This window comes from Jeongeupia wiesaeckerbachi (assembly GCF_050916355.1).
GTDB classification, from domain to species: domain Bacteria; phylum Pseudomonadota; class Gammaproteobacteria; order Burkholderiales; family Chitinibacteraceae; genus Jeongeupia; species Jeongeupia wiesaeckerbachi.
The window spans coordinates 3136479-3160665 of sequence record NZ_CP136946.1 but is presented as its reverse complement, the minus strand read 5'-3'; the positions used below and the strand labels follow the sequence as shown (position 1 = coordinate 3160665).

Below are 24187 nucleotides of genomic sequence, written 5' to 3'. Positions count from 1 at the left end.
GGAAGGGGGCTTCGATCGATGGCGAGGCGGGTACTACCCCGAAAGTAAAAAACCCCCGACGCCACGTGCCGGGGGTTGCGCGATCTAACCAGTGTTGATGCTTGATCAGGTCCAGTTTCTCGGCGGACCAGGCACCTGCACCGTGTTTTTAGTAGGTGTAGAACATCCGCTGGATTTCCTTGGTGTCCTTTGTCTTGGTCAGCGCCAGCATCAGCAGGATGCGAGCCTTTTGCGGGCTGAGCGTGTCGGCGACGACGAAATCGGTTTCGTCATCGTTGTTTTCGCCATTGCGGATGACCGGGCCGTTGCTGATGCGCGATGAGCGCACGACTTGCATGCCTTGCTTGCGCAACTCGGTCAGGCGCGGGCGCACGGTGTTGGCAAGGCTGCCGTTGCCGGTGCCGGCGTAGACGATGCCGACGTCACCAGCCGCGGCAAAAGCGTCGATCGCCAGCGTGTTGGCGTTGGCCGAGCCATAGGCGATATCCACGGCCGGCAGCTTGTCGAGCTTGCTGACGTCGAACTCGGTATCGGCCGTGTTCTTGCGGGTGGTGGCGCGATAGAACACCGGCTTGCCCGACACGATGTAGCCAAGGCTGCCCAACTCCGGCGAACGGAAAGTGTTGGTGGTCATGGTGTTGGTCTTGGTGACGTCGCGCGCGCCCTGGATTTCGTCGTTCAGTGTCACGAGTACACCACGGCCGATGGCATCCTTGCTGCCGGCGGTGGCAACGGCGTTGTACAGATTGATCGGACCGTCGGCGCTGATCGCGGTCGCCGGGCGCATCGAGCCGACGATGATCACCGGTTTCTTGCTCTTGACCGTGAGGTTGAGGAAGTAGGCGGTTTCCTCGATCGTATCGGTGCCGTGGGTGATGACGATGCCGTCAACATCCGACTGCTTCAATAGCTCGTTCACGCGTTTGGCGAGTTTGAGCCAGTGATCGTTGTTCATGCTTTCGCTGGCGATCTGGAACACCTGTTCGCCTTTGACGTTGGCCACTTTCTTCATTTCCGGCACGGCTTCGATCAGTTTCTCGACGCCGATCTTGGCCGCGGTGTAGCCGACCGTCGTGGTGCTGGTGGCCCCGGTGCCGGCGATGGTGCCGCCGGTGGCAAGGATCACGACATTGGGCAGCGAATCGGCCGCGTGAACCGAAAACGCGGCGCATAGCGCGGCGGCACAGAGGCCTTGTCGGGTGATAGTGGCGAACATCTGCATTCTCTCCGGAGTCGGCGGGCGTCGGGTTCACCGGGTCGGTGATGCCTTGCCCACCCATTATTTTGGGTTGGATACGCTGCCTGTCGGCAGGGTGAAAACGATGATGCTCGCCGTGTTTTTGCAATCCTATTGCCATATTTACTGATGGGGAAACGCCTTAGCGGTATTGGCTGACTTATGCGCTATTGGAGAATGAAATCAATTACTTAATTGGTTTTGATTGCCGAGCATACGCAATGCTGATGCAGCGCTCGGTGCCGCTTTGGCGTGGCGATGCAAGTGTTGCGCTGGCAAGGATTGATCCCGGTGCTGGCATGGGGATACCGTGCCGTGCGCATCGGGCTGGCGCGGTGAAATCAGTGCGGTGGTTTGATGCGGCGGCGGGCCGCTTTGCCGCTGTGGATGCCCGAATCGGCTATGCTTTCGGCTTTTGCGCGACATTGATCATGAAGCCCCAAGTCATCTGCCAGTTCAGTACCGCCGAAACGGCGCCCAGCCTGGATCACCCGCGTGTGGATCGTCGCGTCGATGGCAATCCCTTGCGGACGACGTGGGAGCACTACGCGCGGCAAGGCTTGTCGAGTGGCGTCTGGGCGTGCGAAATCGGCAGCTGGCACATCCGCTTTGCCGACGATCGCGACGAGTTCTTCTGCGTAATCGAAGGCCGGGTGCGGCTGCATGACGAGCTGGGAGCGATCGCGGAGTTCGGGCCAGGCGAGGCGGGGGTAATTCCGGCCGGATTCAGTGGCCGGTTCGAAGTGGTCGAGCCGGTGCGCAAATACTTCGTGGTTGTAGACCAGCCGCGTGGCGGGGCGGCTGTCTAGGCAAGCTTTGCGTTAAAGCGCCAGTAGGCCGGTTTCGAGCAACTCGTCGAGCAGCAAGGCCATGTCTTGCGCAGCGTCGCTGTCCGGATCGAGCGAGAACACGTCGGCGTGGCGGATCACTGCTGCCTCGTACAGCTCGGCAGGGCGAAGGGTCGCGCCGAGGACTTCGCCGGGATAGTCGTTGCGCAACTGCCGCAGCGCGTGTTCGCTGCTGATATTGCCGCTCTGGTAGCGGTTGAGCAGGTAGCGGCGCGGCTTGCGCGGCACCAGGCGCTCCAGCCCGGCCAGCGTCCGGGCGCTCATGCGGGCACCGTGCAGCGCCAGTGTTTCGGGCGAAACCGGCACCAACACCAGATCGGCGGCGAGCAAAGCCGAGAACCCCAGTACGCCGAGCATCGGGCCGCAATCGATCAGCACCGGCGCGTGGTCGGCCAGCATCTCGGCAGTCAGCCCAAGCTGCAGCCGCCACAGATGGTCGCGGTGGCGGGTGAGCTGGGCGTCGACTTTCGACAGTGCCAGTTCGGACGGAATGAAGTTGATGCCGTTCGGCAGCGGTCGAACGAGGTCGGACAGCGCCGCGGTGCCACGGAAGAAATCGTGGATCGTCGCGCCGGGTGACGCGCCAAATCCCCAGTAATGGCTCAGGTGCGCCTGTGGGTCGAGGTCGATCACCAGCGGTGCGCTACCGTTCTGCGCCATGGCGGCGGCAAGGTTGGCCGTGACGGTCGTCTTGCCGACGCCGCCCTTCTGGTTGAATACCGCGATGACTGTCATGGCTGCCGCGTTTGCTCGGAAAGCAAGAACTTAGTCGAAAACGACCTTGGTTGAAAGTGATTCGACGACCGCATTGGCCGCACCTACTGTGGCCGCTCGCAGCCTGTGGCGACCGGCACGCGATGCATCGCACCCCAGTCGCGTAGCGCCAGCAGCACGGGCTCGAGCGTGCGGCCGTGGTCGCTGAGCCGGTATTCGACCCGCGGCGGCACCTCCGGGTAGACGGTACGGGTGACGAGTCCGTCCTGTTCCAGCTCGCGCAGCTGCTTGGTCAGCATCCGCTGGGTGATCCACGGCAGGATGCGCTGGAAAGCGTTGAAGCGGATGCATTCGTGCTCAAGCAGCAGGAAAAGCAGCACGCCTTTCCACTTGCCATCGATCAATTCGAGCGTGGCCTCGACCGGGCAACCGATCGAGCCGTCATAACCGCCGTGTCTGCGCATAGGCACCGATTTGTAACTAAGGGCTGAAATTGTGCGTTCTTATGACTTGCGAATATATCGGGAATAATCGGTTGCACCAAATCGGCCGGAAGCCCGAATCAGACGCTGCGGTTTTTGCGCCGCGACCCACCGCAGCGCCCAGTTGCGAGTTCAGCCAAGCGGGGCCGAGCTGGCCATCCATTCCCGTGGCGTTGCGCCGTTTAGCCCGTTTGCGCGGCAACCCGAAAAAACGCTGCGCAGTGCTGTTGCGACCCGGTCTGTGGTGGAAATTCATCAACGCGCTATCCGAGCAAATCGTTCGATGGCCATTTAGGGAAAAACCATGAACCCAAGATATCTGCTGATTGCCGCCATGGTGATGCTGGCCGGCGCGGCGCAAGCCGAACAGTGCGCTTCGAAGACGTGCAACGACATTGTTGCCGTCGCGCACGACTACACCGATGGCTGGTACAACGGCGACGGCCCGCGAATGAAGCGTGCGATTTACGAAAAACTCGTGAAACGCGAGATTCCGCAAAACGGCGACAAGACGAAAATCAGCGACCTCTCGCCAGAAGGGCTGGTTTTCTACACAGCCAAAGGTACTGGCGCCACCAGCGAGCCGGGACTTCGCCGCAACGACGTCAAGGTGCTCGATATCTACAACGGTATGGCGATGGTGCGCGTCGATATGCAGGACTGGGTCGACTATATGCAAATGGCCAAGATCGATGGCCGCTGGCAAATCGTCAATGTGATCTGGAGTCGTCACTCGAATGAATGAACGGGAGTACGGCTGGGAATAAAAAAGGGCGGGTTTAACCCCGCCCTTGTGCCATTTCGACGTGTTGGAATGACGCTAAAGCACTTCGGCCGCGTAGTCGGCCAGCCGCGAGCGCTCGCCGCGTTGCAGCGTGATATGGCCCGAATGCCCCCAGCCCTTGAAGCGGTCGACCACATAGGTCAGACCCGACGAACCCTCGGTCAGGTAGGGCGTATCGATCTGGCTGATGTTGCCGAGGCAGACGACCTTGGTGCCCGGGCCCGCCCGGGTGATCAGGGTCTTCATCTGCTTCGGCGTCAGGTTCTGCGCCTCGTCGATGATCAGGAACTTGTTGAGGAAGGTGCGGCCGCGCATGAAGTTGAGCGATTTAACCTTGATGCGCGAGCGGATCAGATCTCGCGTTGCTGCGCGACCCCAGTCGCCGGCTTCGGCGTCGGTCTGGTTCAACACGTCGAGGTTGTCCTCGAGTGCCCCCATCCACGGCGCCATTTTTTCTTCCTCGGTGCCGGGCAGAAAGCCGATGTCCTCGCCGACCGGCACGGTGACGCGGGTCATGATGATCTCGCTGTAGGTCTTGGATTCCAGCGTCTGCGCCAGACTCGCGGCCAATGTCAGCAAGGTCTTGCCGGTGCCGGCCTGACCGAGCAGCGAGATGAAGTCGACGTCCGGATCCATCAGCAGGTTGAGCGCGAAGTTCTGCTCGCGGTTGCGCGCCAGAATCCCCCAGATGGCGTTTTTCTGGTGCGAGTAATCCTTGAGGCTGACGATCAGGGCGCTCTTGCCGTCGATCTCGGCCACGCGTGCCATGAACGGCGTGTCGCCTTGCTGGTACAGCAACTGGTTCGGATACAGGTCGATGACATCCGGGCCCTTGATGCGCCAGAAACTGCGACCGCCTTCCTGCCAGCTCTGCAGATCCTTGCTGTTCTTCTCCCAGAAGGCCTGGTCGATTTCGCGCATGCCGGTGTAGAGGAGGTCGGTATCCTCGAGCACCTTGTCATTGAAGTAGTCTTCAGCGGCGAGCCCGAGCGCGCGGGCCTTGATGCGCATATTGATGTCTTTCGACACCAGGATGACCTGGCGCTTGGGCTGCATCTGCTGCAGGTGGTGCACGACGCCGAGAATCTGGTTGTCGGCTTTGCCGATTGGCAGTTGCGCCGGCAGAACGGTGGTAATCGCTTCGGTCTGCAGGAACAGCTTGCCGCTGGCCTGGCCCTTGCTAGGGCCTTCAAGCGGCACGCCGTCGTGCAGGCTGTGCTCGAGCCCGGCGACCAGTTCCTCCATGAAGCGGCTGGCCTGACGGGCGTTGCGGGCGACTTCGGACATGCCCTTCTTGTTGTTGTCGAGTTCTTCCAGCGTCATCATCGGCAGGAAGAGATCATGCTCCTGGAAACGGAACAGCGAGGTCGGATCGTGCATCAACACATTGGTGTCGAGTACGAACAGCTTGGTGTCGTCCTTGCGGCGAGGCTTGCGGGCAGCCATATCGTTTCCCCTTGCTGGTTGGTGCTGTGCGGGTGCAGCAGCCATGAAAAAAGCGGCGCACGCGCCGCTTCGTCTACTTCAGTGTCCGGACAAAGCCGAGGATTTCCTCGACATGCCCCGGGACCTTGACGCCTCGCCACTCCCTGACGATGCCGCCATCCCGATCGATGACAAAGGTGCTGCGCTCGATGCCGCGCACCTGTTTGCCATACATGTTCTTCATTTTCATGACACCGAATGCTTCGCAGGCGATCTCCTCCGGGTCGGATACCAGTTCGAACGGAAAACACTGCTTGGTCTTGAAGTTTTCGTGTGACTTGACGCTGTCACGGCTGACGCCGAAGACCTTCACGCCGGCGGCTTCGAAATCATCATGGTGAATGCGGAAATCGTTGCCCTCGACGGTGCAACCAGGGGTGCTGTCTTTCGGATAGAAATAGAGGATGAAAGCCTGACCCTTGAGCGCTGTCGTATCGAAGGTGCCGCCGCTGGTCGTCGGCAGGCTGAGGGTAGGGCACGGCGTATTGGACATCGGTGAGGTTTCTCCTTCTCGTTATGGTTGCCTTGCCTTGATTGTCGGCAATCGGCGCGGCAAGGGCAAGCGGGTGAGCGGCGAAAATCGGCTGGCATTCGTCCGTATCGCTCGACCGGCTCTGACGGTAAAATGCCGGCCATTCCAGTGAAATCAACCAAGGTATTACGATGAGCATCAAGTCGGATAGATGGATTCGGCGCATGGCCGAAGAGCACGGCATGATCGAGCCCTTCATTCCAGGCCAGGTCAAGGAAGTGAATGGCGAGCGCATCGTGTCCTACGGTACGTCGAGCTATGGTTACGACATCCGCTGCGCCGACGAATTCAAGGTGTTCACCAACCTGAACAGCACCATCGTCGATCCGAAGAACTTCGACGAGAACAGCTTTGTCGATGTGTCGGGCAAGGGCTACTGCATCATCCCGCCGAACTCGTTCGCGCTGGCCCGCACGGTCGAATACTTCCGCATTCCGCGCAATGCGCTGACGGTCTGTCTCGGTAAATCGACGTATGCGCGCTGCGGCATCATCGTCAACGTCACGCCGTTTGAACCCGAATGGGAAGGCTATGTGACGCTGGAGTTCTCCAACACCACGCCGCTGCCGGCGAAAATCTATGCCAACGAAGGCGTGGCACAGGTGCTGTTCTTCGAAGCGGACGAGGACGATGTCTGTGAAACCAGCTACCGCGATCGCGGCGGCAAGTATCAGGGCCAGAGCGGCGTGACACTGCCGAAGACCTGAGCGTCGTCCGCTACGGTGAAGCATCCAGAAGCCGCCCGGCATCAGCCGGCGGCTTTTTTGTTGCGTCGAACCGCATCGAACATGACACCTTTCTGGCCGCGCGCTATAAGAGCAGACAGGAGGGGCTATGACACTGCAATCGCGCTATCGAATCACGGACATGCTGTTGCAGGATGCGCATTGGGCGCTGCACCGGGGGCAGGACGAGCAGACCGGCGATGGCGTGCTGTTGCTGTCGATCCGACCGGCTTGCAACGATATTGTTTGCAGCCAATTACTTGCCGCAAAGCATCCGCAGTTGCTGGTGCCGATGGAAATCGTCCGGCCTGGTGATGCGCAAGCGGATGAAAGCTGGCTGGTGTTCGGCGACATCGCCGCCGAACCACTGGCGCAGCGCCTCAAACGTGAGGGACCTGTCACGCCGTTGCTGGCGGTGAGCTGGGTGCTCGACAGCCTCGCGGCCTGGCAAGCGGCGCAGCAACAGGGCGTGTCGCTGGCGTTTGGCGAGATGCAAGTGCTCGTCGACGCCTGGAATCGCTCCTGGTTGCTGCCTTTGCCCGACCCTGCCGGCACGAATCCCTTGCCTGCTGCAGTCAGCTTGCTGCAGCACCTGCTTGGTGACGTGGCAGCACGCCCCGAGCTGGCTGAGCTTCAGTCGCTACTGACAAGCAACGGCAACGTTGATGCCTGGGGACAGGCCCTGCGCGGCTGGCTCGATTTGCAAGGCCGAGGGGCCGGCGACACCGGCAGCACGCTCGAGCGCCTGCTGTGGCGGATGCAGCGTAGCGGGGATTTTCCGGCGCTGTCGCAGGCGATCAGCAGCCTCAACCAGATCCAGATGGACGACGCCGAGCATTTGCAGGGCCTGTCCGATGTGGTGCTCCGTGACTTCGCGCTGACCAACAAGCTGTTGCGACTGGCCAACTCGGCCATTTACGGCCAGTACGGCGGCACGATCAGCACCGTGTCGCGCGCCATCGTCATCCTCGGCTTCAATACCATTCACAGCCTTGCCGTCACCGTGCTGCTGTTCGAGCACCTGCACGACAAGAATCAGGCGCAGACGATCAAGGAGGCCACGCTGCGGGCGTTCTTTTCCGGGCTGCTTGCCCGGGCGCTGCATCGCCGCAGTGGCGCAAGAGATGCCGAGGAAACGCTGGTCTGCGGCATGCTGCATCATCTGGGCCGACTGCTGACGATCTATTATTTTCCCGACGACAACCTGCGCATCGACCAGCGCTGTCGTGAGGGGCGTAGCGAAGCGTTGGCGGCCAAATCGGTGCTCGGTCTCGATTTTGCCGAGCTCGGCAGCGGCGTCGCCAAGCAATGGCGCTTTCCGGACCGCATCTGTCGCAGCATGCAGTCGCTGCCCGACGGCGTCGTGCGCCCGGCGCATGTCGAGCAGGACCGCTTGCGCCTGTACGCCAACTTCGGCCACGAACTGTTGGCTGTACTGGAGCAACCGTGCGAGACCGGCGTCGGCCGGCTTGAGCAGCTTCAGCGCCGCTATCTGCCTGCAACCGGATTGACGCTCGATGATCTGAGCGACACCTTGCACGAAGTGTCGCTGCAGTTTCGCGACTACCTGCAGGCGCTGGGCATGGGCGCGGGTAGCAGTGCTTTCCTGCGCCGGCTGGATGAGTTTGATGCCGCGAGGCTCAGGGCCGCGACCAATGTGCCGGATACGATCGACCGAGCGCGGCTGGAAACGACGCTGGAGGACTCTGCGCGCGCGCACGCCGCGGTGCTGGCGGCCGGAGTGCAGGACATCGCCAATACGCTGGTCGGCGGTTTCAAGCTCAACGATCTGCTGCGCATGGTGCTTGAAACCATGTACCGCGGCATCGGCTTCGATCGCGTGCTGCTCTGCACGCGAGACCCGAAGCGGCACATGATCGTGGCGCGTTTCGGCTTTGGCGGTGACATCGCCGCGGTCATTCCCGGTTTCAGGATCGAGCTGGGCGCGGTGATGGATGTTTTCCAGGTTGCGCTGCAACGCAATGCTGACATCCTGATCGAAGATACCGACGATGCCACGATCCGCGAGCGCATTCCGGCGTGGCATGCCCAGCATCTGGCGGCGAAAACGTTCATCGTGCTGCCGCTGGTGCTCGACAAGCAGGTGATCGGATTGCTCTATGGCGATCGCCGGGCCGCCGGCAGCCTGAAAATCGGCAACGAGGAGTTGAATCTGCTCAAAACACTGCGCAATCAGGCGCTGATGGCGATCCGGCAGGCGCAGTCGTGAACGCAGCAGGATTTACGCTGTCAGTGTGAGGGTGGCTCAAAGGGACGAGCCGCAATGCAAAACAGCGAACAAGCGGAGTTCAACAATGGCAATCAACTGGCTGGTCGCCCTGCAGGCCATTCCCTGGGGGCAGGTGATCGAGAATGCGCCGAAGATCATCGATGCGACCAAACGGCTGTTCACCAAGGCCAAATCGATCGAGCCACCGCGCGAGATCGTCATCGAGACCGCTGGCGATAGCGACGATGCGACGCGCATCGCCCGGCTCGAGCGTCTCGTCGAGGAAAATCGCCACGAGGTGATCACGCTGCATGAGGGCTTGCAGGCGTCGACCCGGTTGCTGGGCGAGCTGGCCGAGCAGAATGCGCGTATGGTCGGCGAGATTGAAACCCTGCGTCGGCGTGGCCGGATGCAGTTGTGGTTTTGCGCCGTGCTGGCGCTGCTGCTCGTCGGACTTGCCCTCAAGCTGGTCTGACGCAGCGACGCAGCAAGAAAAAAGCGCACCGTCCGGTGCGCTTTTTTGTCTGGTTTGTTGCGCGGATTAGCGCAGGGTTTCCAGGTACTTGTCGGCATCGAGCGCGGCTTGGCAGCCCGACGCGGCACTGGTTACCGCCTGACGGTAGATGTGGTCCTGCACGTCGCCGGCTGCGAATACGCCAGGTGCGGTCGTCGCGGTGGCGCCACCATCACGGCCGCCCTTGGTGATGATGTAGCCGGTGCTGTCCATCTCGATCTGGCCACGGAAAATGTCGGTATTCGGCTTGTGACCGATGGCGATGAAGACACCGGTGACGTCCAGATTCTTGGTGGCGCCGTCCTGGCTAGCCTTCAGGCGGGCGCCGGTTACGCCGCCGGCGTCGCCGAGCACTTCGTCAAGCGTCTGGTTCAGCTCGAGCGAAATCTTGCCCTCGGCGACCTTGGCCATCAGGTGATCGACCAGAATCTTCTCGGCGCGGAAGGTGTCGCGACGATGGACCAGCGTGACATGCGCGGCGATGTTGGAGAGGTAAAGCGCTTCTTCGACCGCAGTGTTGCCGCCGCCGACAACCGCGACCTTCTGGCCGCGATAGAAGAAACCGTCACACGTTGCGCAGGCCGAGACACCGCGACCGGCAAACGCTTCTTCCGACGGCAGGCCGAGGTACTGTGCCGATGCGCCGGTGGCGATGATCAGTGCATCGCAAGTGTATTCGCCGGAATCACCAACGAGGCGAATCGGCTTTTCGTTCAGGTGCGTCGTGTGGATATGATCGAAGATCATTTCCGTGCCGAAGCGTTCCGCGTGCTTCTGGAAACGCATCATCAGTTCCGGGCCCTGAACGCCATCGGCGTCGGCCGGCCAGTTGTCGACATCGGTGGTCGTCATCAGTTGACCGCCCTGGGCCAGGCCGGTGACCAGGACCGGGTTCAGGTTGGCGCGTGCGGCGTAGACGGCGGCGGTGTAGCCGGCCGGGCCGGAACCGAGAATCAACAGACTGGCGTGCTTGGTGGCCATGGGCTTTCCTCAGGTGGGGGACGCAAAGGCGGATAGTTTAAATCAGTCCTGTTCGGGCTATCTAATCGAATATGTCTATTGACGTGATTGGCCGTGTTCACCAGCAAGCTACGGTTCGGTCAGTACGCAAATGTATCTCTGCCGTTTGGGTGGTCGAGACCATTGCAAGCGGCGCCAAGGGCGCAATGAATCCGATGGTGGCTCATGTAGTAACAGCCACCGCGACACCTGTGGCCGCAGCGAAGTGGCCCATCCGTCATGCAAGTGGCCTCTAGTGCTTTCGGGCTGCCTTCAACGAGCCCGGTGCATCATAGGCCGCCCTTGATGGCGGCTACGGTTCTGAGGCCCAGCCACGTCAGCGTCAGCGAGCCGCCGACATGCAGGCCGATGGCGGCAACGGCCCAGCCGAACTGCTGACGCAGAATCAGCGTGGTCATTTCGGCTGAAAATGTCGAAAACGTCGTCAATCCACCGAGGAAGCCGGTTGTGACCAGCAGTTTGACCTCGGGCGATATGCCTTGCCAGAGGGTGAAGACGCCCAGTGACACGCCCATCAAATAGCCGCCGATCCAGTTGGCGGCGAGCGTGCCGGTCGGCACGGTCGGGAATAGCGGGTTGAGGGTGATCGACAGCCCCCAGCGCGCCCAAGCGCCGAGTGCTGCGCCGATGCCGATGAAAATCAGGCTGGTATAGTTCATAGTCGTTATCAGGTCGTCGGGTGTGCCGGCGATTATAGAGTCCGCCTTCGCCAGAGCGAGTCGTTCGATCCGTGTTGCCCAAATTATTTACGCTATTGCCTTTGCTCGGTCAGTTGCGCCGCCCGCCAGTTTGGCGAGTTGTGCTCAAACAGTTGTATTTCACCGGCAATCAGGCCGCCTGGATCATGCTGCTGATCGGCGTGGCGCTCGGCGGTATGGTGCTGCTGATGCTGCATGGCCAGTATGGCCAGGGCCGTGAAGCATCGATGCGCCTGCTGGCGACACTGAGCTTTCGCGATATCAGTCCCTTGCTGGCTGCGCTGGTGCTGATCGCGCGTTCATCGTCGGCCGTGGCCAGCGAGCTTGCCGCCATGCGCGTCCATGGCGAGCTCGACAGCCTTGCTGCGGTCGGCATTCCTGTTTCGTCCTATATCGTCATGCCGCGCATCGTCGGCATCGGTTTGTCGTCGACGCTGTTGTCCATTTATCTCGCGGGCGCTTCGCTGGTGGGGGCTGCGTTGGTGTCGTCGGGATGGGAAATCGGCTATCAGGTGCAACGGATCGATCAGGTGCTGCAGTTCAGTCTCGTGTTGCAGTGCCTGGGCAAATCGCTGCTTTTTGGCTTGGCCGCGGCTGCGCTGGCTTGCTGGACGGGGCTGCGCGTGGCGCCCTATGTCACCGAAATCCCCAAGGCATCGTCGAGCGCCGTGGTGCGCGGCCTGCTGGCGGTGTTCTTTATCGATCTCGTCTGGGTCTTGTTGTCATGAGCGCGGCCTGGGATTTTTCTACCTGCCGGGCAGGTAGCTGCTACGGCCTCGAAAGCGAATTGCATACGCAAGAGGGCCGTAGTGCCGTGGGCGCGCTGCAGGGCTTTGCACCAGGTGCGGTGGCTTGTTTGCAGGATGGTGGCGGGCTGGTCAACAACCTGCGGGTGTGGGAAAACCTGATTTTGCCTGCGTGGTACCATGAATCGGCCGCCATGGCGGACCTTGAGTTGCGCGTTGCCGCGGCACTGGATGCCGTTGCCGTGCCCGAGGGCGAGCGCCTCAGCCTGATGGCGGCGCTGCCGGCCTCGCTGTCGAGATCGCAGTGTCGTGTGCTGGCGCTGGTGCGTGCGCTGGTGCAGGCGCCAGCGTGGCTGGTGGTCGAGGTCGAATGGCTGGCCTGGCTGCAAGGCGCGGCCAACATACATTGCAAGGAGGCCTTCGGCGTACTGACGCAAAGCCGGCCGCTCTTGCTGCTTGGCGTGGGTGCAATGCTGCACGCCGAGCCATTACCCATCATCGCCGAGACAAAGGAGAGCGATGCCGTTGCTGAGAGATAGCGATCCGCGTTTTCGCTGGCTGGGTATGCGGGTTGGCGCTTTTGTGCTGATCGGTGCGGGTATTGTGCTGGCGCTATTGGTGGTTTTGGGCTTGCGTCAGGGGTATTTCGTGCCCAAGACGCAGTTGCATTTTGTCGCCGAGCACGGCGCCGGACTGACGCCGGGAATGCAGGTCCGTCTGTCGGGTTTCAAGATCGGCGTCGTCGATACGGTGTCGCTGAACGATCAGGCCAAGGTGGATGTCGATCTGCTGGTCGAGGCGCGCTACATCAAATGGATCAAGCCCGACTCGGTGGCGATCCTGCAGCAGGACGGCCTGATCGGCGATCACTACATCGAAATTGCCGGCGGCTCGCCAAATCAGGCGCCGATCAAGGAAGGCGGCAAGTTGGCGTTTGCGCCGGCGCTCGGTTTATCGGAAATTGCGCTCGATTTGCGTCAGCGCATCGTGCCGGTGATCGATTCGGTGCAAACGACGCTGGATGTCGTCAATGATCCAAACGGGGATCTGCGACAAACACTGGCCAATGTGCGTGGCTTGACGGCCGAGCTGCGCGATACCCGTGCCTCGGTGGATCAATTGATCGTCAACCTGAATCAGTTGAGTTCGCGGGATCTGCCGGCGGTGGCGCAAACCGGCCAGCAGGCGTTGGCGCGTGTCGATGCGATTGCCGCCGAGTTGCAGGGGCGGATGCCGACGATGCTCGAGCGCCTCGACGGTACGTTGCAGCACGCCAGTCGGGCAGCCAGCGAGGCCGAGGCAACGATGACGACAACGCGCCGTGCGGTCGACGCCGCAGCGCCACGCCTGCCGTCAATCCTGCGCAACGGCGATGCGGTGTTGCAGACCAGTCGTGACGCGCTCGATGGCGCATCACAATCGTGGCCTTTGAAGAGCTGGTTGCCGCCGGCTGACGCGCTGGCGCCTGTGCCGCCGAGCCGACCATGATTGGGGTGAGCATGTCTGCACGGATCAAGTCGATGCTGGTGCTGGCCTCCTTGCTTTTGGCTGCGTGCGGCGGTGCGCCACCGCAAGTCAAGCCGGTGCTGGTTCAGCGCGCAGATGCGGCAGCGCTCGCGGCCAATCGGGCGGCGCAGGTGGGTAATGACGAGGAGGCCGCCGATCTCTGGCGGTCTGCGCTGGCCTTGCGCCAGTCGGTCGATGATTGGTCCGGTGCCGGCGAGGCCCGCCTCGGATTGGCGCAAATGCTGGTCCGCTTGCATCGGCCGGATGAGGCTGTGCGATCGCTTGACGGCATGCCGGCTGATGCCCTGTTTGCCGGTTTGCAGCGGGCGAGGGCGGCGTACCAACTGGCGGTGATTGATGTCGGAGCCGGCAGGCTTGTCGACGCCCGGGGCCGCTGGCAAGCAGCGGTCGACTTGTGTGGTGCGGCGTGCCCGATTTCGGTGCCACTGCAGAATCTGGATGCGCGTTTGTTATTACTTGAGGGCGATGCGGCGGGTTCGCTCGCTCGCGCAAATACCTCACCCGACGCGGCACCGGTCGAGCGTGCGCACGCCGGCCGAATCCGGGCTGAGGCACTCGGCGAGCTGGGGCGTAGCGCCGAGGCGTTGGCCGAGTTGCAGGAGGTCATTCGCCTGGATCGCCAGCTGGCCGAGCCCGCCTATCTCGCGGATGACTATGCATTGCAGCGGCGGCTTGCGCAGGCTGCCGGCGAAGGCGTGCTTGCAATACAGGCAGAAGAGCGACTGGCGCGCATTTGCGCTGTAACGTCAGCCCCGGCCTGCCGTAAGCCTTAGTCGATATCGCATGGTTGCGCTTGAGTGTTTCGGTGGTTTTGGGTTATAGTGTTGGGCTACGTTCGGCATGGGTCGTGCGTAGCAATTCTCCCGGTTCGCCCCGATATGGGTGCCCTGTTTGATCAGGGTGTCGCGCGAACGGTAGTCCATAACCCTATCGATTTGGAGATTTCCAATGTCCGTTAGCATGCGCGAAATGCTTGAAGCTGGTGTTCACTTCGGTCACCAGACCCGTTACTGGCACCCGAAGATGGGTCAGTACATCTTCGGCGCTCGCAACAAGATCCACATCATCAACCTCGAAAAGACCCTGCCGCTGTTCGAAGAAGCGCTGAAGTACGTGCGCCGTCTCGCAGCCAACAAGGGCACCGTGCTTTTCGTGGGTACCAAGCGTTCGGCGCGCGAAATCGTTGCTGAAGAAGCAGCTCGTGCAGGCATGCCGTTCGTGTCGCATCGTTGGCTCGGCGGCATGCTGACCAACTACAAGACCGTCAAGCAATCGATCAAGCGCCTCGAAGAGCTGCAAGCGATCCTCGCTGACGAAAACAGCGGCTACGGCAAGAAAGAGCTGCTCGACATCCAGCGCGAAGTTGAAAAGCTCGACCGTTCGCTCGGCGGCATCAAGGACATGAAGGGTCTGCCGGACGCGATCTTCGTGATCGACACCGGTTACCAGAAGGGCGCGCTGGTCGAAGCCAAGAAGCTGGGCATCCCGGTTATCGGCATCGTCGACACCAACAACGACCCGAAGGACGTTGACTTCGTGATCCCGGGTAACGACGACTCGTCGCGCGCTATCCGTCTGTACGCTCGTGGCGTTGCTGATGCAGTGCTCGAAGGCCGCAACCAGGCCGTGCAAGAGATCGTTGCTGCGGCTGCTGAAGCCCAGGCCTGATTCGCCTCTGTCGCGAGTCCGAAATGAAAAAGGGGCGTTTAGCCCCTTTTTCACAAGCTAGTAAACCGAATTCAATACTGTATCTGAACCGTATTCAGGAGAATCAACATGGCAGCAATCACTGCAAAGATGGTCGCCGAACTGCGCGAACTGACCGGCCTGGGCATGATGGAATGCAAGAAGGCCCTGGTTGAGGTTGATGGCGACGTCAAGAAGGCTGAAGAAGTCCTGCGCATCAAGTCGGGCAACAAGGCCTCGAAGATGGCTGGCCGTACCGCTGCCGAAGGCGTGATCGCCGCGTTCATCTCGGACGACAAGAAGGTTGGCGCGATTGTTGAAGTTAACTGTGAAACCGACTTTGTTGGCAAGGATGCAGGCTTCATCGAGTTCGCTTCGGCCGTAGCCAAGGCTGTTGCTGTTGCCAACCCGGCTGACGTGGACGCACTGGCCGCCACCGCGACCGATTCGGGCGCTTCGGTTGAAGACCTGCGCAAGGCCATTATTGCCAAGCTGGGCGAAAACATGACGCTGCGTCGTTTTGTTCGCTACGAAACCGCAGGTCAGCTTGCAACCTATCTGCATGGCGGCAAGATCGGCGTACTGGTTGATCTCGAGGGTGGTGACGAGGCGCTGGGCAAGGATGTGGCGATGCATATTGCCGCTGCCAAGCCGAAGTCGCTGGATGCCTCGGGCGTTGATGCCGCGCTGATCGAAACCGAGCGCCGCGTTGCAATTGAGCGCGCCAAGGAAGCGGGCAAGCCGGAAGCCATGATCGAGAAGATCGCAGAGGGTACCGTGCAGAAGTTCCTGAAGGAAGTGACGCTGCTGAGCCAGCCTTTCGTCAAGGACGACAAGCAAAGCATCGAGCAACTGCTCAAGGCCAACTCGGCCAAGGTCAATGCGTTCGCGCTGCTGGTCGTTGGTGAAGGCATCGAGAAGAAGGTTGTCGACTACGCCGCAGAAGTTGCTGCCGCCGCTAAGCTTTAAGCTATTGTTGTAGAAGTGCCCGACGCCGCGCGGCAACGCGCGGCGTTTGTCCGCCCGTATAACGGCGGCACCCAGAATTCAAAGTACCGCGTCGTCAAGCGCCCCGCACAAGGAAATCCCGCATGAGCCAAGCCCCCAAATACAAGCGCATTCTATTGAAACTCTCCGGCGAAGCCCTGATGGGCGAGGATAGTTACGGGATCAACCGGGCGACCATTGATCGCATCGTCGGCGAGGTCAAAGCCGTGGTGGATCTGGGCGTGCAGGTTGCTGTGGTGATCGGTGGCGGCAATATCTTTCGTGGCGTTGCGCCTGCAGCGGCCGGCATGGATCGTGCGACTGCCGACTACATGGGCATGTTGGCGACGGTAATGAATGCGCTGGCACTGCAAGATGCGATGCGTCATGCGGGTATTGTCAGTCGCGTGCAGTCTGCGTTGACGATTCAGCAGGTTGCCGAGCCCTATATTCGCGGCAAGGCCATTCGCTACCTGGAAGAAAACAAGGTGGTAATTTTTGGTGCTGGCACCGGCAACCCGTTCTTCACGACCGATACTGCGGCTGCGCTGCGCGGCATGGAGATGGGCGCCGACATCGTCCTCAAGGCCACCAAGGTCGATGGCGTCTATACCGATGATCCGAAGAAAAACCCGGATGCCGTGCGCTATCAGACGGTTACCTTTGACGAAGCCATCGGTCGCAACCTCAAGGTGATGGATGCAACCGCCTTCGCGCTCTGTCGTGACCAGAAAATGAATATCAGCGTCTTTAGCATCTTCAAGGCCGGGGCGCTGAAGCGCGTGGTGCTTGGGGAAGACGAGGGCACGCTGGTACACTGCTGATTTTCGCGCGGCGCTCGCCCGCCCGTGCCGAATTCAAGATTGCTTCAGCAGGCGGACTCGATCCGCCTGTTTCGTTTGTGCTGTGAGGACAAAGAATGATCGCCGATATCAAGAAAAACGCTGAAACCAAGATGCAGAAATCGATCGAGTCGCTCAAGACCGGTCTGAGCAAAGTGCGTACCGGTCGTGCGCACACTGGTCTGCTCGATCACGTCATGGTCGACTACTGGGGTAGCCCGACGCCGATCAATCAGGTTGCCAATGTGACGCTGCTTGATGCCCGGACAATCGGTGTGCAGGCGTGGGAAAAGCCGATGGTTGCCAAGGTCGAAAAAGCGATTCGTGACTCTGACCTTGGCCTGAATCCGATGTCGATGGGTGACGTGATTCGTGTGCCGATGCCGATGCTGACCGAAGAGCGCCGCAAGGAGCTGATCAAGGTCGTCAAGGGCGAGTCCGAAGACGCGCGCGTGGCGATCCGCAATCTGCGTCGCGATGCCAATGACCAACTGAAAAAACTGCTCAAGGACAAGGACATTTCCGAGGATGACGAGCGCCGTGGTCAGGACGACATCCAGAAGCTGACGGACCGCTACATCGTCGAGGTCGACAAGGCCTTTGCCGAGAAAGAAAAAGAGCTGATGACGGTATAAGGCCGGATTCGTGACCAAGTTTTGCAGCTCTACGCTTGCGGTGCCGCAGGCAAATACGTGCGTGCCCGAGCACGTGGCGATCATCATGGACGGCAACGGTCGCTGGGCCAAGAAGCGCTTGATGCCGCGCGTGTTCGGTCACAAGAAAGGTGTCGATGCGCTGCGGGATACCGTAAAGGCCTGCGATTCGCTCGGCGTCCGTTATCTGACGGTGTTTGCCTTCAGCAATGAGAACTGGCGCCGTCCGGATGACGAAGTGTCTTTCCTGATGGGCTTGTTCCTCAAGGTGTTGCAGGGTGAAATCGAGCGGATGCATCAGAATGGCATCCGGCTGAAAATCATCGGCAATCGGACCCGTTTTTCCGCTGAACTGCGCGAGTGGATCGAGGCTGCCGAGGCGAAGACGGCCGACAGTCCAGGCATGACCTTGACCATCGCCGCTGATTACGGTGCGCGCTGGGACATCTTGCAGGCGACGCATCGCCTGCTGTCGGACGAGCCGTCCAAGGCTACCTCGTTTGATGAGGGCGATTTGACGCCCTATCTGTCGATGGCCTACGCGCCGGAGCCGGATCTGTTCATTCGCACTGGCGGCGAGCAACGCATCAGCAATTTCCTGCTGTGGCAGTTGGCGTATACCGAGCTGTACTTCACCGACCTGCTGTGGCCGGATTTCGACGTGGCGGCATTTTCCGCTGCGGTTGACTGGTATCGCGGTCGAGAGCGCCGCTTTGGTCGCACCAGCGAGCAGGTCCAGGCGGCGTCGTCATGCTGAAGCAACGCGTATTGACGGCACTGGTCCTGATTCCGGTAATCCTGCTTGGGTTGTTTGCATTGCCGCCGATGGCATGGGTCGGCATGGTGGCGGCCATCATCGGTTTTGCGGCGTGGGAGTGGCAGCGGCTTGCGGGCATGCAGGGTACGTTGGCTCGGGCCTATCCGCTATTGACGCCGGCGTTTTTTCTGGTGCTGGCTCTGTCTGGCGATCGCGCCTTGGGCTCGCCTTTTGCCCTTTTGGGGGTGATGCTGGCAGGGTGCGTGTTTTGGGCCGGCATTGTGCCTTTCTGGCTCCGGGCCAAATGGCGCCTGGCGGAGGGTGGCAACCTCAATGCCTTGCTCGGATGGGCGGTGTTGCTGCCGGCCGGATTGGCGATGGTTGTGCTGCGTGAGGGCAGCATGGGTGGCTGGCTTTTGTTGATGGTGATGGCGATCGCCTGGGTGGCAGATACTGCCGCCTACTTCAGCGGCAAGGCATTTGGACGTCACAAGCTGGCGCCGAGCATCAGCCCGGGCAAGAGCTGGGAGGGGGCGATTGGTGGCATGATTGGTGTGGTGGTTTACGCCTTACTGGTTCCCAAAACGCCTTTGATCGGCGGTGAGTCGATTTCGCCGTTAATCTGGGTGCTGATTGCGCTGCTACTGACGGCGTTGAGCATCATTGGCGACTTGCTGGAGTCGCTGTTCAAGCGCCAGATCGGCTTTAAGGACAGTAGCCAGTTGCTGCCGGGGCATGGCGGCGTACTGGATCGAATCGACAGCTTGCTTGCCATCCTGCCGGTCGCTGCGGCGATCTACCTCTCCTATCTGTTGTTCCATCTCGTGCCAGGGCAGTAGGCTCGGCGAGGCTGAAATATGGCTGTACAAATTCTGACCGTTCTCGGCTCGACCGGCAGCATCGGTGTGAGCACGCTGGATGTCGTTGCTCGACATCCGGATCGCTATCAGGTCTATGCACTGACCGGTGCAAGCCAGGTCGACAAGTTGCACGCGCAGTGTCTTGCGCATCGGCCGCGCTTTGCCGTGGTGCTCGACGAGCAGGTGGCCTCGCAGCTGCACGCTATGCTTCGTGCCTCGGGGAGTGAAACCGAGGTGCTGTGCGGCGAAGCCGCGCTCGAAACCGTGGCCAGTGCGCCGGCGGTGACGAGTGTGATGGCGGCCATCGTCGGTGCTGCGGGCATGCGGCCGACGCTGGCGGCCGCGCGTGCCGGCAAGCGGGTGCTGCTCGCCAACAAAGAGACTCTCGTACTGGCTGGCCGGCTCTTCATGGATGAGGTGACGCGCTGCGGAGCGACGCTGTTGCCGATCGATAGCGAACATAACGCCATCTTTCAGGTGCTGCCGCGCGCCTACCGCGAGGCGCCTTACGCGGGCAGCCTGCGTGACGCGGGCGTCAAGCGCATCCTGTTGACCGCTTCGGGCGGCCCCTTCCGCACTCGTCCGCTCGAGACGCTCCCCCAGGTCACTCCCGACGAAGCGGTGCGGCATCCGAACTGGTCGATGGGCAGGAAGATCTCGGTCGACTCGGCGTCGATGATGAACAAGGGGCTGGAAGTCATCGAGGCGCGCTGGCTGTTCAATGCCGGTGTTGATGACATCGCCGTGGTGGTTCATCCGCAGAGCATCGTGCATTCGATGGTCGAGTATGTCGACGGTTCGGTGTTGGCGCAGATGGGGGCGCCCGATATGCGTACGCCGATTGCCTATGGCATGGCTTATCCGGAGCGGGTGGAGTCCGGTGTGGCTTCGCTGGATTTGTTCAGCGTGGGGCGTCTGGATTTCGAGGCGCCGGATTTTGCGCGCTTCCCCTGTCTGAAACTGGCCTTTGATGCTTTGCGCGCCGGTGGCGCGGCAACGGCGGTGCTGAATGCCGCCAACGAGGTTGCCGTTGAGGCTTTTCTTGATCGCAGATTGGGTTACACCGGCATTCCCGCATTGATTGAGGCCGTGCTGGCCGAGTGCGACGGGCAGGTTCAAGCCGAGAGCATTGATGCGCTGCTGGATGCGGATGCGCTTGCGCGTGAGCGCGCGACAGCTTGGCTAGCCAGGTTGCGCTGAATATGCTGCTGACGATATTTGCCTTTGTTGTCACCTTGGGCGTGCTCGTAACCGTGCACGAGTGGGGGCATTATTGGGTGGCCAGACGCTGTGGCGTCAAAGTGCTGACGTTCTCCATCGGCTTCGGCAAGCCACTGCTGCGCTGGCAGCGTGGCGATGAAAGCTGGCAGCTTGCGGCCATTCCGCTGGGGGGCTTTGTCCGCATGCTGGATGAGCGTGAAGCACCGGTGTCGCCGCACGAGGTCTCTCAGGCGTTCAATCGCCAGCATCCGTTTAAAAAAATACTGATCGTTGTGGCCGGGCCGCTTGCCAATCTGGTGTTGGCGCTGCTGCTTTACGCGGGTTTGTACGCGTATGGGGTTGATGCGATCAGGCCGATTGCGGGGCAGGTTACTCCGGCCTCGATTGCCGATCGTGCAGGGTTTCGTCCCGGTGATGAGATCTTGTCGATCAATGCTCGCCCGGTGGCGAGCTGGGACGAGGCATTCGTCAGTCTGCTGGATGCTGCGGGCGACGCGACACCGGTTCAGGTTGGCGTGCGCAATGCCGATGCGCAGACGGTAGTTCGGTCGCTGCCGCTGAGTGAGCTTGGGCGGGCGGTGTATGAGCCGCGCCTATTGGTCCGGCTCGGTTTTACGCCTTACCCGTTGACCACGACCATTGCGCGGGTCGAGCCTGGTGGCGCCGCAGCGAGTGTGGGCCTGAAGGCAGGCGACAGGCTTGTTTCACTGGATGGCAAGCCGCTTGCACAGTGGGCGGATCTGCAGGCCGCTTTGCAGCGTGGCACCCAGTCGTTGACCTTGGGCGTTCGTCGCGGCGAGGAGCTGCGGCAGGTAATTGTGGCGCCTGCGTCGATCGAGGTGTCGGGGCGCAAGATTGGCCGACTTGGCCTGGAGCCGGCGGTAGACGAGCAACTATGGCAGCGGTATCAGGTGAGGCTGCAATACCCGCCGCTGCAGGCGTTCACGGCTGCATCTGAAAAAATCGCCATTCAAACCAAGCTGACGCTGGCCATGTTCGGCCGGATGATTGTCGGCAAGGCGTCGCTCGACCAGGTGAGCGGTCCGCTGACCATTGCGACCTATGCCGGCGAGAGCGCGCGACTGGGTTTGAGCAACTTCATCGAATACCTTGCACTGATCAGCCTGAGTCTGGCGGTGCTGAACCTACTGCCCGTGCCGCTGCTGGATGGCGGCCATTTGTTGTATCATGTGGTCGAACTTTTGACCGGCCGGCCCGTATCGCCGCAGGTCGAGGCAATTGGGCAACGGGTAGGACTTACCCTGTTGCTCGCCTTGATGGCGCTCGCGCTGTTCAACGACATCCACCGACTTTTCCTGGGCTGATCGAGCCAGCATCCGACCGACAATGACATTGAAACCGCTTCATCTGCTGCTTGCCGCTGCACTGAGCTCGGCAAGCGTTGCCGCGCACGCCGTTGCACCGTTTGTGATCAAGGACATCCGGGTCGAGGGCCTGCAGCGTACCGACCCCGGTACCGTGTTCAGCTATCTGCCCGTCAAGGTGGGCGACCGCTTCGACGACAGCCGCGCGACCGAGGCGATCAAATCGCTGTTTGCGACCGGCTTTTTCAACGACGTTCGGGTTGAGTCGGACGGCAGCGTCCTGATCGTTACGGTCGAAGAGCGGCCGACGATCGCGCAAATCAACATCAACGGCTCCAAACTGCTGGAAAAAGACCAGATCAAGACCGCGCTGAAAGGGCAGAACTTCGCCGAAGGGCGGATTTTTGACCAGGCCGTGCTGGATGCCGGGGTGAATGAACTCAAGCAGCAGTACTACTCGCGTGGCCGCTACTCGGTCATCATCAAGACCACGATCACCAAGCTCGAGCGCAATCGCGTCGGCGTGCAGTTTGATATTTCCGAAGGCGAAGTCGCCCGCATCAGCCAGATCAACGTCGTTGGCAACAAGGCCTTCTCCGATAGCGAGATCAGCAGCCTGTTCGCGCTGACCACGCCGAACTGGATGTCGTGGTACACCAAGTCCGATCAGTACTCCAAGCAGACCCTCAGCGCCGATCTGGAGAAGCTCCGCTCGTACTATCTCGACCGCGGTTATCTCGAATTCAACATCGACTCGACCCAGGTCGCCATCTCCGAGAACCGTGAGGACATGTTCCTGACGGTCAACGTGTCCGAGGGCGATCAGTTTACGGTGAGCGACGTCAAGCTCGTCGGCGACACCATCGTCCCGCGCGAGGAAGTGGAAAAGCTGATCGAACTGAAAGCGGGTGAAGTCTTCTCGCGTGAAAAGCTCAACAAGACGACCGCTGCGATTTCCGAACTGCTTGGCAACGAAGGCTATGCCTTTGCCAACGTCAATGCCGTGCCGGAAATCGACAAGGAAAAGCATGCGGTTGCATTTACGCTGTATGCCGATCCGGGTCGCAAGGTCTACGTGCGCCGGATCAATATCAGCGGCAACAATCTGACGCGCGACGAAGTGATTCGGCGCGAGCTGCGCCAGCTTGAATCGGCGCAATATGACGCCGCCAAGGTCAAACGCTCCAAGCAGCGCCTGAACCAGCTCGGCTACTTCAATGAAGTGACCATTGACACCCCGATCGTCCCCGAGGCGACCGATCAGGTAGATATGAATGTTCACGTCACCGAGCAGAAAACGGGTTCGTTTAATATCGGTGCCGGTTATGGCCAGTCCGAAGGGATTGTCGTCATCCTGTCGCTCTCGCAGAGCAACTTCCTCGGTAGCGGCAAGCAGTTCACGGCTGAAGTCAACACCAGTCAGTCGAACAAGGTGTACTCGCTGGCGCTGAGCAACCCGTATGCGACGCCGGATGGCGTATCGCTAGGGTGGAATATCTACCAGCGCGAGACCGATGCATCTGATCTCGATATCGGTGATTACGCCACGTCGTCGTACGGCGCGGGTATGTCGATGGGCTTCCCGGTGTCCGAAACCAACCGGATCAACTTCGGCCTCAACTACGAACACCTCGAGCTGATCACCAACGACGACTCGCCGAGCTACGTGAAGGACTTCGTCACCGAAAACGGCAACGAGTACAACAACTACCCGGTGACGGTGTCGTGGTCGCGCGATACCCGCGACAGCGGCACCTACCCGACCAAGGGCTGGTACACGCGGGTCACTGGCGAGGTGTCGCTGCCGTTCTCCGATCTCGATTATTTCAAGGTTCTCGGCCAAAGCCAGTTGTTCATCCCGCTGTCGACCGATTACACGCTGATGTGGAATATCGAAGCCGGTTACGGCGACTCGTACGGCGAGAACAGCTATCCCTTCTACAAGAACTTCTACGTCGGCGGTGTCAACTCGGTGCGCGGCTTCAAGTTCGGTACGATTGGTCCGAAGGACGAAGATGGCGATGGTATTGGTGGTACGCGCAAGCTGGTCAGCAACCTCGAGTTCCTGTTCCCGATGCCGGGCGTCAAGAACGACAAGTCGATGCGGCTGTCGATCTTCGCCGACGCGGGCGCAGCCTGGGGTGAAGACACTGACGTGAGCGTCGACGGCTTGCGGTACTCGGCCGGTGCTGCGTTCACCTGGATCTCCCCGGTTGGGCCGCTGAAGCTGGTTTATGCCTTCCCGCTGAAGTACGAGGATAGCGACGAGCTCGAGCGCTTCCAGTTCCAGCTGGGCAAGGTGTTCTAAGTTGCG

The 24187-nt window shown here is 60.8% G+C and carries 25 protein-coding genes; 18 read left to right on the top strand and 7 right to left on the bottom strand.

Features of this window, described 5'->3' with window-relative positions; genetic code table 11:
• Positions 1–148: 148 nt before the first annotated feature.
• Complete coding sequence (locus R0382_RS15340) at positions 149–1216, bottom strand: type II asparaginase (protein ID WP_432720699.1); 1068 nt, start codon at positions 1214–1216, stop codon at positions 149–151.
• A 242-nt stretch (positions 1217–1458) separates the two neighbouring features.
• On the opposite strand from R0382_RS15340, the gene R0382_RS15335 reads away from it, so the two are divergent.
• Complete coding sequence (locus R0382_RS15335; RefSeq protein ID WP_432720698.1) at positions 1459–2046, top strand: cupin domain-containing protein; 588 nt, start codon at positions 1459–1461, stop codon at positions 2044–2046.
• A 12-nt stretch (positions 2047–2058) separates the two neighbouring features.
• Here the strand turns inward: R0382_RS15335 and R0382_RS15330 are convergent, their stop codons facing one another.
• Entirely contained in the window at positions 2059–2820 is a 762-nt protein-coding gene (locus R0382_RS15330) for a ParA family protein (RefSeq protein ID WP_432720697.1), read from the bottom strand.
• Between the two features lie 83 nt (positions 2821–2903).
• On the bottom strand, positions 2904–3263 hold the full coding sequence (locus tag R0382_RS15325; RefSeq protein ID WP_432720695.1) for a winged helix-turn-helix transcriptional regulator: 360 nt from the start codon (positions 3261–3263) through the stop codon (positions 2904–2906).
• 322 nt (positions 3264–3585) lie between these two features.
• On the opposite strand from R0382_RS15325, the gene R0382_RS15320 reads away from it, so the two are divergent.
• Positions 3586–4026: a nuclear transport factor 2 family protein gene (locus R0382_RS15320; protein ID WP_432720694.1), complete on the top strand. Its 441-nt coding sequence runs from the start codon at positions 3586–3588 to the stop codon at positions 4024–4026.
• 75 nt (positions 4027–4101) lie between these two features.
• Here R0382_RS15320 and R0382_RS15315 read toward each other — a convergent pair whose 3' ends face one another.
• Both R0382_RS15315 and R0382_RS15310 read right to left on the bottom strand, forming a co-directional pair.
• Positions 4102–5511, bottom strand: a complete 1410-nt coding sequence (locus R0382_RS15315; RefSeq protein WP_432720692.1) for a PhoH family protein — start codon at positions 5509–5511, stop codon at positions 4102–4104.
• Between the two features lie 73 nt (positions 5512–5584).
• On the bottom strand, positions 5585–6043 hold the full coding sequence (locus R0382_RS15310) for a peroxiredoxin (protein WP_432720691.1): 459 nt from the start codon (positions 6041–6043) through the stop codon (positions 5585–5587).
• Positions 6044–6213: 170 nt separating this feature from the next.
• Between R0382_RS15310 and dcd the strand changes: the two genes are divergently transcribed.
• From dcd to R0382_RS15295, 3 genes are all read left to right on the top strand, one after another.
• Positions 6214–6789, top strand: a complete 576-nt coding sequence (gene dcd / locus R0382_RS15305; protein ID WP_070526307.1) for a dCTP deaminase — start codon at positions 6214–6216, stop codon at positions 6787–6789.
• A 127-nt stretch (positions 6790–6916) separates the two neighbouring features.
• The gene (locus R0382_RS15300; protein WP_432720690.1) at positions 6917–9037 is read left to right on the top strand and encodes an HDOD domain-containing protein; all 2121 of its coding nucleotides are present in this window, start codon (positions 6917–6919) and stop codon (positions 9035–9037) included.
• A gap of 85 nt (positions 9038–9122) precedes the next feature.
• Entirely contained in the window at positions 9123–9512 is a 390-nt protein-coding gene (locus R0382_RS15295) for a hypothetical protein (RefSeq protein WP_432720688.1), read from the top strand.
• Between the two features lie 66 nt (positions 9513–9578).
• Here the strand turns inward: R0382_RS15295 and trxB are convergent, their stop codons facing one another.
• Entirely contained in the window at positions 9579–10532 is a 954-nt protein-coding gene (trxB, locus tag R0382_RS15290; protein WP_432720687.1) for a thioredoxin-disulfide reductase, read from the bottom strand.
• A gap of 308 nt (positions 10533–10840) precedes the next feature.
• A complete protein-coding gene (gene crcB / locus R0382_RS15285; protein ID WP_432720686.1) occupies positions 10841–11230 on the bottom strand; it encodes a fluoride efflux transporter CrcB in 390 nt (129 codons plus the stop codon).
• 140 nt (positions 11231–11370) lie between these two features.
• On the opposite strand from crcB, the gene R0382_RS15280 reads away from it, so the two are divergent.
• The 13 genes from R0382_RS15280 (at position 11371) to bamA (ending at position 24181) form a co-directional block, all read left to right on the top strand.
• A complete protein-coding gene (locus R0382_RS15280) occupies positions 11371–11997 on the top strand; it encodes an ABC transporter permease (protein WP_432720685.1) in 627 nt (208 codons plus the stop codon).
• Positions 11994–12554: a hypothetical protein gene (locus R0382_RS15275; protein ID WP_432720683.1), complete on the top strand. Its 561-nt coding sequence runs from the start codon at positions 11994–11996 to the stop codon at positions 12552–12554. Before R0382_RS15280 ends, R0382_RS15275 begins: the two co-directional genes overlap by 4 nt.
• A complete protein-coding gene (locus tag R0382_RS15270) occupies positions 12535–13503 on the top strand; it encodes an MlaD family protein (protein WP_432720682.1) in 969 nt (322 codons plus the stop codon). The genes R0382_RS15275 and R0382_RS15270 overlap by 20 nt, the downstream gene beginning before the upstream one ends.
• Positions 13504–13535: 32 nt before the next feature.
• Positions 13536–14315: a tetratricopeptide repeat protein gene (locus R0382_RS15265; RefSeq protein WP_432720681.1), complete on the top strand. Its 780-nt coding sequence runs from the start codon at positions 13536–13538 to the stop codon at positions 14313–14315.
• 175 nt (positions 14316–14490) lie between these two features.
• Positions 14491–15210, top strand: a complete 720-nt coding sequence (rpsB, locus tag R0382_RS15260; RefSeq protein ID WP_432720679.1) for a 30S ribosomal protein S2 — start codon at positions 14491–14493, stop codon at positions 15208–15210.
• Between the two features lie 108 nt (positions 15211–15318).
• Complete coding sequence (gene tsf / locus R0382_RS15255) at positions 15319–16197, top strand: translation elongation factor Ts (RefSeq protein WP_432720678.1); 879 nt, start codon at positions 15319–15321, stop codon at positions 16195–16197.
• Between the two features lie 122 nt (positions 16198–16319).
• Complete coding sequence (pyrH, locus tag R0382_RS15250) at positions 16320–17039, top strand: UMP kinase (protein WP_432720677.1); 720 nt, start codon at positions 16320–16322, stop codon at positions 17037–17039.
• A gap of 95 nt (positions 17040–17134) precedes the next feature.
• Positions 17135–17692 (top strand): ribosome recycling factor, encoded by a 558-nt coding sequence (gene frr / locus R0382_RS15245; protein WP_432720676.1) that lies wholly within the window; start codon positions 17135–17137, stop codon positions 17690–17692.
• 10 nt (positions 17693–17702) lie between these two features.
• Positions 17703–18467, top strand: coding sequence for a polyprenyl diphosphate synthase (gene uppS, locus R0382_RS15240; protein WP_432720675.1), 765 nt, complete (start codon positions 17703–17705; stop codon positions 18465–18467).
• On the top strand, positions 18461–19306 hold the full coding sequence (locus R0382_RS15235; protein ID WP_432720674.1) for a phosphatidate cytidylyltransferase: 846 nt from the start codon (positions 18461–18463) through the stop codon (positions 19304–19306). The genes uppS and R0382_RS15235 overlap by 7 nt, the downstream gene beginning before the upstream one ends.
• 18 nt (positions 19307–19324) lie before the next feature.
• Positions 19325–20527: a 1-deoxy-D-xylulose-5-phosphate reductoisomerase gene (gene ispC, locus R0382_RS15230; protein ID WP_432720672.1), complete on the top strand. Its 1203-nt coding sequence runs from the start codon at positions 19325–19327 to the stop codon at positions 20525–20527.
• Between the two features lie 2 nt (positions 20528–20529).
• Positions 20530–21873 carry an RIP metalloprotease RseP gene (gene rseP / locus R0382_RS15225; RefSeq protein ID WP_432720671.1) on the top strand — a complete coding sequence of 448 codons (1344 nt, stop codon included), beginning with the start codon at positions 20530–20532 and terminating at the stop codon, positions 21871–21873.
• Between the two features lie 28 nt (positions 21874–21901).
• Positions 21902–24181 carry an outer membrane protein assembly factor BamA gene (gene bamA, locus R0382_RS15220; protein ID WP_432720670.1) on the top strand — a complete coding sequence of 760 codons (2280 nt, stop codon included), beginning with the start codon at positions 21902–21904 and terminating at the stop codon, positions 24179–24181.
• Positions 24182–24187: the final 6 nt, after the last annotated feature.